This window comes from Pseudomonas sp. YNh (genome assembly GCF_037993085.1).
Lineage (GTDB): Bacteria > Pseudomonadota > Gammaproteobacteria > Pseudomonadales > Pseudomonadaceae > Aquipseudomonas > Aquipseudomonas putida.
The window spans coordinates 47,671-63,976 of the sequence record NZ_JBBMRJ010000017.1 but is presented as its reverse complement, the minus strand read 5'-3'; the positions used below and the strand labels follow the sequence as shown (position 1 = coordinate 63,976).

At 63.0% G+C, this 16,306-nt stretch carries 13 protein-coding genes; 6 read left to right on the top strand and 7 right to left on the bottom strand.

Going from position 1 to position 16,306, the window contains the following annotated elements; genetic code table 11:
- Positions 1–51: 51 nt before the first annotated feature.
- The 5 genes from WF331_RS18150 to WF331_RS18130 form a co-directional block, all read right to left on the bottom strand.
- The gene (locus WF331_RS18150; protein WP_340623178.1) at positions 52–2,478 is read right to left on the bottom strand and encodes a TonB-dependent siderophore receptor; all 2,427 of its coding nucleotides are present in this window, start codon (positions 2,476–2,478) and stop codon (positions 52–54) included.
- An 87-nt stretch (positions 2,479–2,565) separates the two neighbouring features.
- Positions 2,566–3,528, bottom strand: coding sequence for a FecR domain-containing protein (locus WF331_RS18145; protein WP_016499905.1), 963 nt, complete (start codon positions 3,526–3,528; stop codon positions 2,566–2,568).
- Complete coding sequence (locus WF331_RS18140) at positions 3,525–4,055, bottom strand: sigma-70 family RNA polymerase sigma factor (protein WP_016499904.1); 531 nt, start codon at positions 4,053–4,055, stop codon at positions 3,525–3,527. The genes WF331_RS18145 and WF331_RS18140 overlap by 4 nt, the downstream gene beginning before the upstream one ends.
- Before the next feature lie 158 nt (positions 4,056–4,213).
- Positions 4,214–5,800, bottom strand: coding sequence for a rhodanese-related sulfurtransferase (locus tag WF331_RS18135; protein WP_016499903.1), 1,587 nt, complete (start codon positions 5,798–5,800; stop codon positions 4,214–4,216).
- The gene (locus WF331_RS18130) at positions 5,797–6,405 is read right to left on the bottom strand and encodes a cysteine dioxygenase family protein (protein ID WP_016499902.1); all 609 of its coding nucleotides are present in this window, start codon (positions 6,403–6,405) and stop codon (positions 5,797–5,799) included. Before WF331_RS18130 ends, WF331_RS18135 begins: the two co-directional genes overlap by 4 nt.
- A 303-nt stretch (positions 6,406–6,708) precedes the next feature.
- On the opposite strand from WF331_RS18130, the gene WF331_RS18125 reads away from it, so the two are divergent.
- Positions 6,709–7,644 carry an ABC transporter substrate-binding protein gene (locus WF331_RS18125; protein ID WP_016499901.1) on the top strand — a complete coding sequence of 312 codons (936 nt, stop codon included), beginning with the start codon at positions 6,709–6,711 and terminating at the stop codon, positions 7,642–7,644.
- A gap of 137 nt (positions 7,645–7,781) precedes the next feature.
- Entirely contained in the window at positions 7,782–9,089 is a 1,308-nt protein-coding gene (locus tag WF331_RS18120) for an LLM class flavin-dependent oxidoreductase (protein WP_340623177.1), read from the top strand.
- Here the strand turns inward: WF331_RS18120 and WF331_RS18115 are convergent.
- The gene (locus WF331_RS18115) at positions 9,083–10,273 is read right to left on the bottom strand and encodes a type II secretion system F family protein (RefSeq protein ID WP_340623176.1); all 1,191 of its coding nucleotides are present in this window, start codon (positions 10,271–10,273) and stop codon (positions 9,083–9,085) included. The two genes, WF331_RS18120 and WF331_RS18115, sit on opposite strands and share 7 nt — an antisense overlap.
- Positions 10,274–10,284: 11 nt before the next feature.
- Positions 10,285–10,710: a type II secretion system major pseudopilin GspG gene (gspG, locus tag WF331_RS18110; protein WP_041168041.1), complete on the bottom strand. Its 426-nt coding sequence runs from the start codon at positions 10,708–10,710 to the stop codon at positions 10,285–10,287.
- Positions 10,711–10,895: 185 nt separating this feature from the next.
- Here gspG and WF331_RS18105 point away from each other — a divergent pair, with 185 nt between their 5' ends.
- From WF331_RS18105 to WF331_RS18090, 4 genes are all read left to right on the top strand, one after another.
- A complete protein-coding gene (locus WF331_RS18105; protein ID WP_016499897.1) occupies positions 10,896–11,489 on the top strand; it encodes a lytic transglycosylase domain-containing protein in 594 nt (197 codons plus the stop codon).
- A 118-nt stretch (positions 11,490–11,607) separates the two neighbouring features.
- Positions 11,608–13,068: a sensor histidine kinase gene (locus tag WF331_RS18100; protein ID WP_041167747.1), complete on the top strand. Its 1,461-nt coding sequence runs from the start codon at positions 11,608–11,610 to the stop codon at positions 13,066–13,068.
- A 298-nt stretch (positions 13,069–13,366) separates the two neighbouring features.
- Positions 13,367–14,860, top strand: a complete 1,494-nt coding sequence (locus tag WF331_RS18095) for a sensor histidine kinase (protein ID WP_284399363.1) — start codon at positions 13,367–13,369, stop codon at positions 14,858–14,860.
- Positions 14,829–16,256 carry a sigma-54-dependent transcriptional regulator gene (locus WF331_RS18090; RefSeq protein ID WP_016499894.1) on the top strand — a complete coding sequence of 476 codons (1,428 nt, stop codon included), beginning with the start codon at positions 14,829–14,831 and terminating at the stop codon, positions 16,254–16,256. The genes WF331_RS18095 and WF331_RS18090 overlap by 32 nt, the downstream gene beginning before the upstream one ends.
- Positions 16,257–16,306 lie beyond the last annotated feature (50 nt).

Sequence of the window (16,306 nt, the reverse complement as noted above, 5' to 3'; positions counted from 1 at the left end):
CGATGGCGGGCATGATGGGGCTGCCTGGCAGCCCCGTTCGCGTGCATTCCCTCAGAACCGCCAGCGGGCATTCGCCACCAGGTTGCGTGGCTCACCATAAGAGCCGGAGCTGAACGTGCCCAGGCCGTCATAGTACTTCTTGTCGAACAGGTTGTTCAGGTTCAGCCCTACGCTCAGGTGTTCATCGAAGGCATAGTTGGCCAGCAGCCCGACCACGCCATAGTCACGCTGGTGCGCCTTGGTGCCCAGATCTGAATTGACCGCGTAGATGTCGCTTTGCCAAGTCATGTTGCCGCCCACGGTCAGCTTGTTCCAGTCACCGGGCAGGCGATAAGTTGTGGCCAGCTTGAACAGGTTCATGGGCTGGTTGGTTTCGACGCGGTTGCCCTCCTTGTCGTGGGACTCGCGGTAGGTGTAGCCGCCAAATACATTCCAGCCTGGCAGTACTTCGCCGGAAATTTCCGTCTCGATGCCGCGGGTGGTAGTGCCGGCAATGGCCCGGTAGATTTCCTGGGGGCCACTGTCATCCACCAGTTGCGGCGTGTTCTTCTGTTTGACTTCGAACAGTGCGGCGCTGGCGTTCAAAGCGCCGTCGTAGAACTCGCCCTTGATGCCAAGTTCGTAGTTGTCGCCTTCGAGCGGGTCCAGCGAGGTATTGCTGGCGGTCTTGTAATAGGTCTGGGGCAGGAAAATCTGCGTCCAGCTGGCGTACACCGAATACGTGTCGTTCAGGTCCAGCACCACACCGGCGTAGGGCGTGACCACGCCGGATTTCTTCGTGCGGTCGCGGCCAGTGACCTCGCCGGTCAAATCATCGCTGCTGTCGTCCTTCTGGTTCCACCAGCTCACCCGGCTGCCGAGAATAATCGACAGCGGATCATACGGCTTGAGGCGCACGGCGGCGTAGACACCGGACTGGCTCAGGCGTGACAGGCTCTCTTCGGTCTTGGCCAGGTGCGGTTTGCCATGGGGGTCGCCATCCCATGCATAGATGTTGTCGACCGCAGGGAAGCCGCGTTCGTAGGTGGGGTAGTTGAGGTGGGTGTAGGCCAGGTTGCTGCCCAACACCAGCTCATGTTCGCGGCCGCCCAGCTGGAAGGGGCCGGTGGCGTACAGGTCGAAATTGTCCTGTGTCTGGTAGCTGTCGAGGCGGTTGATATACATCGATACGCCGCTGCCGGTAAGGGGGTCGGGCGTACCGGCGCTGGCGGAGCCGGTGACGCCACGGCGGTACGCGTACTGGTGGCTGTAGGCGGCCTTGGCGACCCAGTCGTTGGCCAGCTTGTGCTCCAGCAGGCCGGTGAAGTTGTACTGGGTATTGTTCAGGTAGCTCCAGCGCGCGGCGGGGTTGAACGACCGCGAGAAGTTTGTTGCGCTGCCATCGCTGTTGAACAAAGGGATGTGCCCGAAGCTGACGCCATCGGCATTGTTGTTCTGGTAGTCGAGGCTCAGGCGCAGCAGGGTGTCTTCGCTCAGGTCGATGTCCAGGGCACCGTACATCACGCGCTTGTCGGTCTTGTACCAGTCAACGAACGAGTTGGCGGTTTCGTACACCCCGACCAGGCGGCCGCGGATGTTGCCGGCTTCGGTGAGCGGCCCGGAGACATCGGCTTCGGTGCGGTAGCGGTCCCATGAACCGACTTCGCCAGCCACCGTCGCCTGTGCATCCTCCGTAGGCCGCTTGCGCACCAGGTTGAGCGTGGCCGACGGCGTGCCTGCACCACTGAGCAGGCCGGTGGCACCTCGGACCACTTCGACCCGGTCATAGATCGCCATGTCGGCCAAGGTACTGGTGAATTGTTGCGACTCGTTGGCGATTTGCGCCGGGATACCGTCGTACTGGAAGTTCTGGATCTGGAAGCCCCGGGCATAGAAGGTATAGCGTTCGCTGTCACGATGGTTGCTGGACAGCCCCGGGGTGAATTTCACCACATCGTCGATCGAGGCCAGGTGGTGATCGTTCATCACCTGGCGAGTGACCACGCTGACCGACTGCGGCGTTTCGCGCAGTGACAGGCCCAGTTTGGTTGCGGTACGGGTACGCCCGGTGGTGTAGGCCCCCGTGTTCTCGGTGGTTTCGGCCAGGCCATCGCCCACCACGCTGGTCGCGCCCAGTTGCACAGCATTGCCGGACTCGGTCGGGTACAGCACATAGGCGCCTTGCTCGGCGGGCGCAGCGCCCAGGCCGGTGCCAGCCAGGAGTGCGGCGAAGCCCTGTTCGACACTGTAGGTGCCCTGCAGGCCGGCACTTTGCTTGCCAGCAGTGAGCTGGCTGTCGAACGACAGCACAACCCCGGCTGCGTTGGCGAAGCGGCCGAGCACCGTGCTCAGCGGGCCGCCGCTGATGGTGTAGGTCTTCTGCGCGTTGGCTGCCTGGGCCATGGCTGCACCGGGCAGCAGCGGCGGGAGCAGGGCGAGCGAGGCGCCGAGCAAGGCAAACGTGAGTGCTTGGCGGGGTGGTGAGATAAGGCGGCGCATGCGGGCTTCCTGGGCGTAGTGTTTTCGGTGTTATTGCCAGGGAGGCGAATGGGCGAGGGCAAATCGACAATGCCCTGTGCATTTTTTTCAGGCATTGCCGCTCAATGGCTCCACGCGTGTCCAGAAGCGGGTATGGCGCACCAGCTTTACCGGCAGCGAGCGGGCAACGGTGGCCAGGGTCAGGTCAAGATCGGTGAGCGAATAGGCGCCGGAAACCCGCAAGTGGCCGACGGCCGTGTCGCAGCCCAGGTAGCCAGTGCGGTACCGCTGTAATTCTTCGAGCAGGTGATCCAGGCGCCAATCGTCTACCACCAGTTGGCCTTCGGTCCAGGCCGCGTCGGTACTGGCCAGTGGCATGCGATGCAGGATGCGGGTGTTGTCGAACAACAGGCCATGGCCACTGTCCAGGCGGGTTTGCTCGCCACCCGCGTTGATCGGGTTCACGACGACGGCGTGCTGGTAAACGCATACGCGGGTCTGGTGGTCCTGTTGTCTGACGCTGAACCGGGTGCCCAGCGCCCTGATGTACCCTTCGCCAGTACTGACCATGAACGGGCGGTGATCGGCGGCAGTTTCGACAAAGATCTCCCCGGCACGCAGCCGTAGCTGGCGGGTGTCGTTGCTGAAGGCAATGTCTACCGCACTGCCGGTGTTAAGGATAAGGCGGCTGCCGTCACTCAGCGTCAACCTGCGCTGTTCGCCGATGGCAGTGCGCACATCGGCCAGCCACGCCGGCGCATCCCGATAACCGCGCCAGCCCAAGGCGCCGAGCGCCGAGCCCAGCAACAGCCCCTTGAGCAGCATGCGCCGCTGCAGCGCCGGGCCCTGCTGGCCGACACGCTCCAGCACGTCATGGCCTAGTGCGCCTTGTGCCTGGTTCAGTTGTGCCTGCAACATGGCCACCCGCTGCCACGCCCACTGGTGCTGCGGGTCGGCTGCATGCCAGGCCTGCCAGCGTTGCTGCAGGTCCGGGTCTGCAGGGGCCTCGCCCAGCCGGGCAAACCACTGCGCGGCGGCACTCAGTGCCTGTCGTTGGGGCAGCGGGCTCACTGGCCGTGTTCCAGGGCAAACAGCAAGCAGTGCTCGGTGGCGCGGGCAATGTACTTGGTGACCGAACTGACCGATACGTCCATCTGGGCGGCGATGTCCTTGTAGCCCAGGCCACGCAACTGCGATAACAGAAACGCCTGCTTTACCTTCTTGCCCAGGCCTTCAAGCATCGCATCCAGTGCTTGCAGGGTTTCGACCAGCATCCAGCGTTCCTCGGGGGAAATCGCATACTGTTCGGGCTGTTCGGCCAACAGTTGCAGGTAGGCCTGCTCCAGTGCCCGGCGGCGGAAGCTGTCGATCATCACGCGCCTGGCCATGGTCACCAGAAAGTGGCGCGGCTCGCGCAGTTCACTGAGCAAAGGCTGGCTGCGGTCGGCCAGCAGTACACGCACGAACGTGTCCTGGGCCAGGTCGGCGGCCTGCTGCGAACACTGCAGCCGGCCGCGCAGCCAGTTCACCAGCCAGCCATGGTGGTTGGCGTACAGGCCGGCCAGGCTGTGTCCGGTCGAGGGGAGGGAGTCAGGCATGGTGCTGTTGCGCGCTAATGAGAATTAGTCGCAATTTATTTCAATTGCGCACATTCAGCAATGGCCCAGCTAAAAAGGTGAGGGGGAAGAGAAGCTGCCCGGAACAAGCAGGGCGCAGTGATGTGTTGCGAAAAGGGGCGCAACGCGCCCCGGCAATCTCAGCTCAATACGTTGAACCCGTGGGTGCCATCCCGCTCCAGCTGGGCAATCAGCCCGAACTCCCAGTCCAGGTACCCCTGCATGGCCTCACGCGGGTTATCAGTGCCTTCATAAGGCCGGCGATAACGGTCGGTACGCGCCACCGCCAGGTGCTTTTCGCCACTTTCCAGCGGCTTGCCTGCCGCAATCCACTGCGCCGTGCCGCCGTCCAGTACGTACACCGGGGTTTGCGTAAGCGCCTGCAAGTCTACCGCCGCAAAGCGTGCCAGCAGGCTGCTGCCGCAGGTCAGTACATAGCGCTCGGCTACTGGCAGCTGTTCCAGCACCTGCGGCAACTGCGCGCGAATTGCCCAGTGGGCGCCTGGAATATGGCGTTTAACGTAGTTGGCACTGGTGGTGAAGTCCAGCACCACGGTGCCTGGCGTTTGCAGCCAGTCGTCCAACTGCTCGACGCCGATTTCGGTGACTGCGGGCAGTGGCGGTTGGGGAGCCTGCCAATCACCGGTCTCGCTGAAATCTTGCGCCGACACGCCATCGAGCACGGCGACCTGCCAGCCCATTTGCGCCAGCCAGGAAGCGCTCATGTTGGCCCGCACGCCGTCGTCATCCACCAGCACGATTCGCGCCCCCCGCACGCTGGCGACGTGGTCGGTTTCCTGCACCAGTTGCCCGCCCGGTACACTGCGGCTGGCCGGCAGGTGGCCGTGGGCATATTCCTCGGGGGTGCGCACATCGAACAGGTAGGTGGTGCGCCGGGTATCGGCCTGCCAAACGGCCAGGGCTTCGCGCTCCAGGCGCAGCACACCGGCGCGGTCGGCCACATTGCGGGCGCGTTGGGCGGCGTTTGCGCGGGTGTTGTCGCTCACCTCGGCGAAGCGGCGCTCCTGGCCGTGTGCCAGCGTTTGCCCGGCCAGGGTCCAGCCGATGGTGCCGTTGCGCAGGGCAGCCACGGGGTTGGGGATGCCGGCGTTGACCAGCGACTGGGTGCCGATGATGCTGCGGGTGCGCCCTGCGCAGTTGACGATGACCTGCGTGGCGGGGCTGGGCGCCAGTTCGGCAACCCGCAGTACCAGTTCGGCACCCGGCACACTGATGCCCCCCGGGATGCTCATGGTCTGGTATTCGTCGAAGCGGCGGGCGTCGAGCACCACCACATCGGCCTTGTCGTCCAGCAGCGCCTGCACCTGTTCGGCCGCCAGCGACGGGGTATGGCGCACGCTTTCGACCAGCTCGCCAAAGGCCTTGCTCGGTACGTTCACGTCACGGAACAGCTCGCCACCGGCGGCGCGCCAGCCGGCCAGGCCGCCTTCGAGCAATGCGACATCGCTGTACCCTAACGCCACCAGGCGTTCGGCGGCCTGATGTGCCAGGCCTTCACCGTCGTCATACACCGTAATGCGGGTGTCGCGCCGTGGCACGCGGGCGAAAATCTCCAGTTCCAGCTTGGACAAGGGGATATTGGCAGTGAACAGGGGGTGTTCCTGGGCGAACGGGTCTTCCTCGCGCACATCGATCAGCGCCAGTTCTTCGTGGGCCAGCAAGGCCTGGCGAATGTCTTGGTAGGAACGGGGGGCAACGGTACTCATGGGGCAGGGTTCTCTTTGGACAGGTCCCAGATGTTGGGCAGAAGGCTGTTGGAATAGCCGGAAATGAACGGTTTTTCGCTGCCGTCGGGCGAGTACACCGCGCGGCTGACGGCACCGATGTTGGCGCCATACACGTGGATGCTGATAGAAACCCGGTCGTCGAACGCGTTGCTGACTTGATGAACATCGCCAATACGCGGCGAAACGGCCTCTACATGGCCGGGATCAAGGCGTACAGGCTCACCCGCTGGCAAAAATGCGCCGTGTTCGCTACGGGCGAAGCCTTGCGAATATTCCGCGCCGCGCAGCATGCCGATCAGGCCCCAGACCCGGTGGTCGTGGATCGGTGTCTGCTGGCCTGGCCCCCAGACGAAGCTGACGATGGAAAAGCGTTGGCGCGAATCGCAATGCAGCAAATATTGCTGGTAACGGGTCGGGTCTGGCTGCGCCAGTGCTTCGGGCAACCAGTCGTCGTGGGCGACCAGGCTGCGCAGCAGGCTCTGGCCGTGGTCGAGGAGGGTGGCTTCGTCGTTTTCTTGGTCCACCAGTTGCGCAAGCGCGTCGATGAAGTGGCGCAGGCGCTCAAGGCGCAGGGGTTGGCTCATGGTTCAGGCTCGGCTGACGGTTTGGGTTAACCCTAGCAAACGCACTGAATATTCTCAAAAGTAAAAATACGAATAAGCTAATATGCAAATAACGCATTTACAGATGGGTGAATCTGTTTTGAAATGGGCGCATGGGCAAAGCATTAGGTTATGCCCAAAACGAATTTCACGGCGCTGCGCTTAATCGATAACTTATAAGCATTGCTCTGGTTATATTCAAAGTGAATATATCAGCCCCATGCCCCCCACGAGACCGCACGCGCGGATCGGCCTGAAGTACCCCTACGGTACCTGGAGACGAACGTGCGATACCTCAAGCAATTGGCTGCCGGTGTGCTGGCCAGCTCCCTCAGCCTGGCCGCTGCCGCGCAAACCTTGGTGGTCGGTGACCAGAGCTTCAATGCCCGAGCGGTCATGGAAGCGGCCGGCGTGCTCGACGACCTGCCGTATACATTGGAGTGGAAGCAGTTTACGGCCGGCTCGCCGGTAGCCGAGGCGCTGAACGTGGGCAGCCTGGACATCGGCCTGCTGGGCGATGCGCCGCCGTTGTTCCTTGGTGCCCTGGGCGCCCCGATCAAGGTGATTGCGGTCAGCCGGCAGAACCTGGATGGCGTGGCGATCCTGGCGAGTAAGGACTCGAACATTCACAGCCTCGAAGACCTGCGCGGCAAACGTGCGGCGATCTGGAAGGGCTCCTGGAGCCAGCAGTTGCTATTCAGCGCGCTGGACAAGGCCGCCGTGCCGCGTGATGCCCTGGAGCTGCGCTACCTCAGCGCCCTGGACGCCTCGCATGCCCTGGATGGCGGTTCAGTGGATGTGATCGCGACCTGGGAGCCCTATGTCACCCAGCAGGAGCGCCAAGGGGCGCGGGTGCTGGCCACGGCCGAAGGATTGATCCCGGCGCAGAGCTTCGTGGTGGCCAATGCCAAGGCGGTGGAGGCCAAGCGGGCACAGATCAGTGATTTTCTGCAGCGCCTGAAAAAGGCCCGTGACTGGACCCTGAGCGACCCGGCCCATACCGAGGCTTATGCCGATGCCTGGGCCAAACGCACCCGTGCCGACCGCGACATTGCCCGCATCTGGTTTGCCCGCGCCCGTACCGATGTCGCGCCGCTGAACCCGCAGGTGATCGTGGATGCGCAGAAGACCGTGGACTTCTTTGCCGGGCTGGGGCTGATCAAGAACTACCCGGCGTCGAGCCTGTTCGATACCTCGTTCGCGGCAGCGCTCGACCACTAAGCACTCCTGTAATGGCCCTATCGCCGGCAAGCCAGCTCCCACAGGTACACCGTTAGGCTTCGGCCTTAGGGGCTCCTGTGGGAGCTGGCTTGCCGGCGATAGGGCCGGTACAGGCAGAACCTTTTTGAGGAATGACCATGACTACTCGCAAAATCAAGCTTGGTGCCCTGACCATGGGCTGCGGCGGCCCAGGCCGGCACAACCTGTGGCTGGACCCGGAGCTGCCCGCCGACGCCAGCGTCAATATCGACTGGTACATCGACATCGCCCGCCAGGCCGAAGCGGCGCTGTTCGACCTCATCTTCATCGTCGACAGCCAGTACATCACCCCCGGCTCGCCGTCGCACTATCTCAACCGTCTGGAGCCGCTGACCCTGCTCTCGGCACTGGCAGTGACTACCCGCAACATCGGCCTGGTCGGTACCCTGACCACCTCCTACAACGAACCTTTCAACGTCGCCCGTCGCTTGGCCTCGCTGGACCTGATCAGCAAGGGCCGCGCTGGCTGGAACGTGGTCACCAGTGGTGACGCCGGTACCGCTTGCAACTATGGCCGTGACGAGCACTACGACTACGACACCCGGTATGCCCGTGCCCTGGAACATGTGGCTGTGGTGCAGGGGCTGTGGCACTCCTATGAAGACGGCGCGTTCCCGCGCAACCGCGCGACCGGGCAATTCCTCGACCCAAGCCGAATGCATGCCCTGAACCACAAGGGCGAGCACTTCTCGGTCGTAGGGCCGTTGAATATCCAGCGTTCCCCCCAGGGCCAGCCGGTGATCTTCCAGGCGGGCGACTCGCAGCAAGGGCGCGAGCTTGGGGCGGCCACGGCAGACGTCATTTTCACTCATGCCGCCAGCATCGAGCAGGGCCAGGCGTTCTACCGCGATGTGAAAGATCGCGCTGCGCGGCTGGGGCGCGACCCCGAGCAACTGCTGGTGTTGCCTGGTGCCGAGATTTACGTGGGCGATACAGACGAACACGCCCGCGAGATCGAACGCCATTACCACCAGCAGGACCATAGCTTCGAGCTGGCCCTCAAGGAATTCGGGCGCAATTTCGGCTGGCACGACTTCAGCCAGTACGACCTTGATGCGCCGTTCCCCCAGGAAAGCCTGGAGCACGCACGCAGCAGCTTCTTCACCAACGCCAAGCGCATCGCCGATCAGGCACGGGAGCAGGGGTTCAGCTTGCGCCAGGCGGTGGAATTCGGGCGCAAGCTGCGCCCAGGGGCGTTCGTTGGCTCGGCCGAAACGGTAGCGGCAAAAATGACCGAGTGGTTCGAGGCGCGGGCGCTGGATGGCTTTAACATCTACATCGGCCACCCCGGGCAGTTCCGCCGGTTTACCCAGCAGGTGGTGCCGCTGCTGCAAGAGCGCGGGGTGTACCGTACGGCATACGAAGGCAGCACTCTGCGCGAGAGCCTGGGCCTGGCCATTCAGTGAATGCTTGAGGCCAGTTCGAAGATCGGCATGTACATCAGGATCACGATCAGGCCGATCAGCAGGCCGATGAACGTCATCAGCAGCGGTTCGAAGAGTTTCACGAACCATTCCACCCAGCGGCCGATTTCCTGGTCATGGAAGTCGGCGCAGCGTTCCAGCATCTCGCCCAGGTTGCCGGATTGCTCGCCGGCCCGCAGCAGGCGCAGCGACACGGGTGTAACCAGGCGCCCGGCCTCCAGCGCATCGGACAATGGCAGCCCTTCGCCCACCCGTTGGCTGGCCTGGCCCAAGCCCTGGGCTGCTGCGCTGCCGAGCAGGCCGCGGGCCATGCCCATGGCGGTGAGGATGGGAATGCCGCCTTGCAGCAGGATGCCCAACGAGCGATAGAAGCGCGCCAGCTCGTACATCATCAAGCGTTGATGCAGCGCCGGCAGGCGGCGCAACTGGCAGGATGCCCAGCGCCGTACCCGTGGGTGGCGGCGTAGCAGCCACAACGCCGTGCCCCCAACGACCGTGCCCAGCGCCAGCGGCAGTTGCTGGGCATGCAAAAATAGCCCGATCTGCATCAACACCCGTGACAGCCAAGGCAATTCGGTACCCATGCCCTCGAACACCTGGCTGAAACGCGGCACCACATAGCCAAGCAGGAACAGCACTACGCCGCCACCCACCAGCAACAGCAGCAACGGGTAGACCGAGGCCCCCACCAGCTTCTGCCGTACCAGGTCCAGGCGCTGGCGATAACTGATGTAGCGCGTGAGGGCGTCGCCCAGCGCACCGGTGCGTTCGCTGGACTGCACCAGCGCCACGTACAGCGGCGGAAATATCCGCGGTTGCTGGCCCAGGGCCTGGGACAGCGAACGGCCTTCGTACAGCTGGCGTACCAACTCGGCCAGCACCTTGCGTGTGGCGGATGCAGGGGCCTTTTCTGCCAGGCTCTCCAGTGCGTCGATCAGCGGCAGGCCGGCATTGAGCAGGGTCGACAGTTCCTGGCTGAACAGAACCAGGTCGAATGCCGCTTCGCGTCGCCAGGCCATACCGCGCAAGGCGCCGCCGTTGCTGCGCAGGCTGAGCACGCGCAAGCCTTGGTCCTCGGCCTGGCGGCGGGCCTGGTCGGCGTCCTCAGCGTCGATCTGCAACTGCACCACGCCCTGTCTGCCCAGGGCCTTGAGGCTGTAGCGCATGGCCACTCTCCTTACTGCCAGCTGGTAATTTCGGCGTTTTCCCCGTCACCGCCGGGCTGGCCGTCCTTGCCCATCGACAGCAGGTCGTATTCACCACCGTTTTCGCCAGGTTGCCGGTAGATGTAAGGGCGGCCCCATGGGTCCTGGGGCACGGCCTTCTGCAGGTACGGGCCGGTCCAGCGCGCTTCGCCACTGGGGGCGATTACCAGGGCCTGCAGGCCTTGCTCGCTGTTGGGGTAGTGGCCGACCTCCAGGCGATACAAATCCAGCGCCTTGCCCAGCCCTTCTATCTGCGCCCGCGCCACCTTGGCTTCGGAGCGACCGAGCTGGCTGAAGTACTTGGGCGCGACGATGCCGGCCAACAGGCCGAGCACCACCAGCACCACCAGGAGTTCGAGCAGGGTGAAGCCACGTTGCGGTTTGGTTCTGCACTGCATGGTGAAGCCCTCCACTGCATGGGGACACGGGTTGCCAAGCACCATGCAACAGCCGTGCACGTCTGCCTCGGGGCCTTGCGCCATGCGGTACAGGAAGCGGCACAGTGCTTGCGTCGTGGTCATCGACCTCGGGTTTTCCGGGGCATTTCCCCCACTTCGGGGGCCACGACGAAGAGGCAACCGTCATGCGTGGACTCATCCTCGGTTTGATCTGGCTGGCGGCAGGTGCCGCCCAGGCCGATGTGTACATCTCCATCGATGCCAAGGGCGGCTACGTACTGACCAACGTCCATCGACCCGGGCGCCACTATGAAAAGGTGATCAGCGAACAGGCGGCCCAGGCTGGCCCGGCCAATGCGCAGATGATCACTGGCCGGCCTTACGCCGAGGTGGTCGCCACGGCAGCGCGCATCCACAACGTGCCACCGGCCCTGCTGCATGCGCTGATCAAGGCCGAGTCCGGCTACAACCCGAAGGCCCGGTCGCGGGCGGGGGCAGTAGGGTTGATGCAACTGATGCCGGATACTGCCCGCGAAATGGGCGTGGAAGACCGCCTGGACCCTGAGGACAACGTGCAGGGCGGGGCACGATACCTCAAGCAGATGCTTACCCTCTTCGACAACGACATCACCCTGGCCGTGGCAGCTTATAACGCTGGGCCGGACGCCGTGATGCGGCGCGGCGCCGTGCCGCCGTTTGCCGAAACCCGGCGCTATGTGCCCACGGTGCTGCGCGAATACCGCAGGCTGCAGGGGTTGGCGAATGATTCGCCACTGTAATTGCGTGTCAGAGGTTACGCGGTCCCTGTACCCTTCGGCGGTTGCCATCAATTTAGCACTACGGTTTCCCCAGGTCTGGGCTATAACCTTCTGAAGGTGCCCAGCTGTGGAGCCCGCCATGGACATCGCCCCCCGTTCCGACGCCATCGAAGTGCCTGCCGGTAACGAGCTGACAGCCCCACGCAAGCCGTTCAACCTGTTGCGCTGGTATGCCTGGGTCAGCCTCGCCATCATCCTTTCGGTGGCTGTCGGCCTGGGGCTGATTTCCAGCCGATTCATCATCGATGAGAGCGTTGAGCGTGATGCCTTGCTCACGGCACAATTCATCACCTCCATCGCCGACGCCGAAGTGCGCCATGTGTCGATCCCCAACGTGCGCACAATGGGCGAGCTGCTGGACCCGCGCACCGACCGCAGCAACCTGCCGGACGTCGACCCGGATGCCCGGCGCAAGGCCCGCGGCGAGTTTCTTGACCATATCGCCCACCTGCCAGACATGCTGCTGGCCAATATCTATGCCCCCGACCGTATGGTGATCTGGTCCACCAACCCGGCGCTGATTGGCAAGCTGATTGACAGCGACGACGACCTGGAGCGGGCTTTCGAGTACAAGATGCGAGTCTCGGCCAGCTACCACAACTTCGAAGAGGCCCGCGCCGAGCAGAAGTTTGTCACCCCGCCCGAGCAGCTGTTCATCGAAAACTACATTCCGCTGTTCGCTGCTGATGGCGAGCATGTCACGGCCATGGTCGAGATCTATAAAGAGCCCCATGACCTGATCGTGCGTATCGAGCATGGCCTGATACTGATCTGGCTGGCGATCACCGTCGGCGCCGCACTGGTCTACGTTGGCCTGTACGGCATCATGCACCGCGCTGCGCGGTTGCTGGCAGTGCAGCAGAAGCGGCTGATCAACAACGAAACCTATGTGGCACTCGGCGAGGTGTCCTCGGCGGTGGCCCACAGCCTGCGCAACCCGCTGGCCAGTATCCGCTCCAGTGCCGAGCTGGCCCAGGCGTTCGACGAAGGGCCGGCACAGCGCAATATCAACGACATCATCAGCCAGGTTGACCGCATGTCGCAGTGGATCCGCCAGATGCTGCAGTCGCTGCGCCCACTGAACGATGAGGCGGTCGCGGTGGACTTGTCGCTGGCCTTGCAGGAGAGCCTGCAGAGCTACGCCGTGCAGTTGGCGCGTGAAGGGGTGAGCCTGGACCTGCAACCGTTACCGGCGGTACAGGTGTTGGGGCATCCGGCGTTACTGCGGCAGATTTTCAGCAGCCTGATCGCCAATGCGCTGGAATCGATGGAGCAGGGCGGACGGCTGCGTATCGAGGTGGTGCGCCATGACCGGCGCAGCCTGACCCTGCGCCTGTCCGACAACGGCAAGGGTATGAACGAACAGCAGCAGCGCATGGCCTTCCGGCCGTTCTTTACCACCAAACAGGGTGGGTTGGGGGTGGGGCTGGTGCTGGTGAAACGCATCATGGAACGCTTCGGCGGCTCGGTCAGGCTCAGCAGCAGTGAAGGCCATGGTACGCGAGTGTCGTTGAATTTCCGCTTGGCGACGAATTGTTAAATGGCTTTAAAAATCCATCACAAGATATTGATTTAAATGAATTAATTGTTTTTGGGTCATTAGTACCCAAATGTGGGGCCTGATCTTTATGTAGTTTTTAAAAAGACCTCCTAAGATACTGAAAGATATGGTTTTTAGATTTGTACTGTGCGCTGGCCGAGTTCTTGCAGCGTGATAGACGAAGCGCGACACGCGACACATGGCAGCTTATGGCTGCCCAGGCGGGGTGCTATCAACTGGCTGCTGTTGGTTGGCCTTGATGCATTTCTGAACGGACGCCTTGTGCGGGAACCACGCGATGCAGATGCTGGAAAACGACGTTCGCGACAAGGCCAGTGCGACTGCCAGCGGTCTGGCCGTGCCATTGCGTGAGTTCAACCTGTTGCGCTGGTTTTCGGTCATCAGCCTGTTGATCATCACGGCGGTGGCGGGCGGGCTGGGTTATGTGTCCACGCGCTTTGTGGTCCGCGATAGCGTGCAGCGTGATGCGATGCTGACCGCGCAGTTCATTCAGGCCATGGCCCAGGCCGAGGTACGCCATTCGCAGTTGCCACCGGGCACCACGATGGGTGAACTGCTCGACCCGCGCCTGGACCAGCAGCACTTGCAGTTCACCCCGGCGCTCGCCGAATCGACCCGCGTCGAATTTCTCGACCATGTCGAGCATCTGCCTGATACCTTGCTGGCCAATGTCTACGCCCGCGACCGCACCATCGTCTGGTCCACCAACGTCGAGCTGATCGGCAAGCGGATAGAAGCCGATAGCGATCTGGATCGCGCCTTCCGCTCGCGCAAGGCGGTGTCGGCCAGCTACCACAAGGCCGAGGATGACCGCGAAGAGCAGAAGTTTTTGCGTCAACCGCGCTACCTGTTCATCGAGAACTACATTCCGCTGTTCGACAGCCAGGGCGAACAGGTAATGGCCATGGTGGAGATCTACAAGGAGCCGCAAGACCTGATACGACGCATCCAGCGCGGCTACGTGCTGATCTGGGCTTCGACCCTGGTAGGCGGGGCGTTGATCTACTTCGGGCTGTTCTGGATCGTGCGCCGGGCGGCGCAGATGCTGAACCTGCAACAGGACCGGCTGGTGGCCAGTGAAACCTACGTGGCACTGGGCGAGATGTCGTCTGCAGTGGCGCACAGCCTGCGCAACCCACTGGCCAATATCCGTTCCAGCGCCGAACTGGCCCAGGAAATCGCCAACCCCGCAGCGCAGAAGAACATTGCCGACATCATCAGCCAGGTGGACCGCATGTCGCGGTGGGTACGCGACCTGCTGGTGTCGTTGCGCCCGCTCAGCGACGAGGCCGAGGCGGTGGACCTGGTGGCGGCCATCGAGGACACCCACCTGGCGTTCGTCCAGCAGATCGAGCGCAACGGGGTGCGCTTTCATTTCGAAGGGCCTGATGAGCAGTGGGTGGCCAGTCAGCCGCTGCAGCTCACGCAGATTCTCAACAGCTTGTTCTCCAATGCCCTGGAGGCCATGCCGGCAGGCGGCATGCTGACCGCCCAGGTCAATGTCAAGGACGGCCAGCGTGCCGAGTTCGTGCTCACCGACACCGGCAAAGGCATGAGCCAACAGCAGGAGCGGATGGTGTTCAAGCCGTTCTTCACGACCAAGCAGGGCGGCCTCGGTGTAGGCCTGGCTCTGGTCAAGCGCATCATGGAACGTTTTGGCGGCTCGGTCAGCCTGAGCAGCCGCGAAGAGGAAGGAACCCGCGTCAGCCTTACATTCAATATCGCAGCGGGAGGGGACCATGGAGCACAGCATCCTGGTAGTCGAGGATGATGAAATCCTCGCTGACAACATTCGCACCTACCTCAGCCTCAAGGGCTTCGAGGTCACCGTGTGCCACAGCGCCGAGCTTGCGCTGGAGCAGGTCAAGCGGGCCCAGCCCGACGCGGTGCTGACCGACAACTCATTGCCAGGCATGAGCGGGCACGACCTGCTGCGCAGCCTGGTGGTGCAGGTGCCGGGCCTGAAAGTGATCATGATGACCGGCTACGGTAATGTCGAAGATGCCGTGCAGGCGATGAAGGAGGGCGCCTTCCATTATCTGACCAAGCCGGTAGTGCTTGCCGAGCTCAAATTGACCCTGGACAAGGCACTGGCTGCCGAGCGCATGGAGCGCACGCTGTCGTTCTACCAGGAGCGCGAGGCGCAGAAGTCCGGGTTGCAGGCGTTGATCGGCGAATCGTCGGTGATGCTCACCCTCAAGCACACCCTGCGCCAGGTGCTGGATGCCGAGCGGCGTATGGCCAGCGACGATTTGCCACCGGTGCTGGTCGAAGGTGAGACCGGGACGGGTAAGGAGCTGGTGGCGCGCGCCCTGCATTTTGATGGTTCTCGCGCCAAAGGCCCATTCATCGAGTTCAACTGCGCCTCAATCCCTGCCAACCTGCTGGAAGCCGAACTGTTCGGCCACGAGAAGGGCGCATTCACCGATGCCAAGGAGCGACGGCTGGGCTTGGTAGAGGCCGCCGACGGCGGTACCTTGTTCCTCGACGAAATCGGCGAAATGGACCTGGTGCTGCAGGCCAAACTGCTCAAGCTGCTGGAGGATCGCAGTATCCGCCGGATTGGTGCGGTGAAGGAGCGCAAGGTAGACCTGCGGGTGATCAGTGCCACCAACTGCAACCTGGAGCAGATGGTGCAGCAGGGCAAGTTCCGCCGCGACCTGTTCTTCCGCCTGCGCATAATCGCCATAAAGGTGCCGCGCCTGTATGCCCGTGGCCAGGACATCCTGTTACTGGCAAGGCATTTCCTGGCCCACCATGGCCGGCGTTACGGCAAGCCGAATCTGCGGTTTTCCGCCGAGGCCGAGAGCCTGATGCTGGGCTATAGCTGGCCTGGAAACGTGCGCGAACTGCGCAACATGCTGGAGCAGACCGTGCTGCTGGCGCCGAACGAGGTGGTGCAGGCGCACCAGTTGAACCTGTGCATGACCTTGATTGACGAGCCATTGGTTCAGCAACCGGCGCCAGCGATGTTCGAGATGCCACGGCACGACCCGGAGCCAGGCACCAGCCTGCCGGACATGGAACGCGACCTGGTGTGCAAGACCCTGGACCGTACGGACTGGAATGTGACCAAATCGGCGCGGATGCTAGGGTTGTCGCGGGACATGTTGCGTTACAGGATCGAGAAGCTGGGGCTGACACGCCCAGACAAACGCCAGTGGTAATTGATCAATCTTTACTGCCCATGTCGGCCTTTTCGCGGGCATGCCCGCGA

Bases quoted from the DNA above. Each gene is read 5' to 3' on its own strand.
- WF331_RS18150 (WP_340623178.1), bottom strand. From the start codon at position 2,478: ATGCGCCGCCTTATCTCACCACCCCGCCAAGCACTCACGTTTGCCTTG.
- WF331_RS18095 (WP_284399363.1), top strand. From the start codon at position 13,367: ATGCAGATGCTGGAAAACGACGTTCGCGACAAGGCCAGTGCGACTGCC.
- WF331_RS18135 (WP_016499903.1), bottom strand. From the start codon at position 5,800: ATGAGTACCGTTGCCCCCCGTTCCTACCAAGACATTCGCCAGGCCTTG.
- gspG (WP_041168041.1), bottom strand. From the start codon at position 10,710: ATGCAGTGCAGAACCAAACCGCAACGTGGCTTCACCCTGCTCGAACTC.
- WF331_RS18120 (WP_340623177.1), top strand. From the start codon at position 7,782: ATGACTACTCGCAAAATCAAGCTTGGTGCCCTGACCATGGGCTGCGGC.
- WF331_RS18090 (WP_016499894.1), top strand. From the start codon at position 14,829: ATGGAGCACAGCATCCTGGTAGTCGAGGATGATGAAATCCTCGCTGAC.
- WF331_RS18100 (WP_041167747.1), top strand. From the start codon at position 11,608: ATGGACATCGCCCCCCGTTCCGACGCCATCGAAGTGCCTGCCGGTAAC.
- WF331_RS18115 (WP_340623176.1), bottom strand. From the start codon at position 10,273: ATGCGCTACAGCCTCAAGGCCCTGGGCAGACAGGGCGTGGTGCAGTTG.
- WF331_RS18105 (WP_016499897.1), top strand. From the start codon at position 10,896: ATGCGTGGACTCATCCTCGGTTTGATCTGGCTGGCGGCAGGTGCCGCC.
- WF331_RS18130 (WP_016499902.1), bottom strand. From the start codon at position 6,405: ATGAGCCAACCCCTGCGCCTTGAGCGCCTGCGCCACTTCATCGACGCG.
- WF331_RS18140 (WP_016499904.1), bottom strand. From the start codon at position 4,055: ATGCCTGACTCCCTCCCCTCGACCGGACACAGCCTGGCCGGCCTGTAC.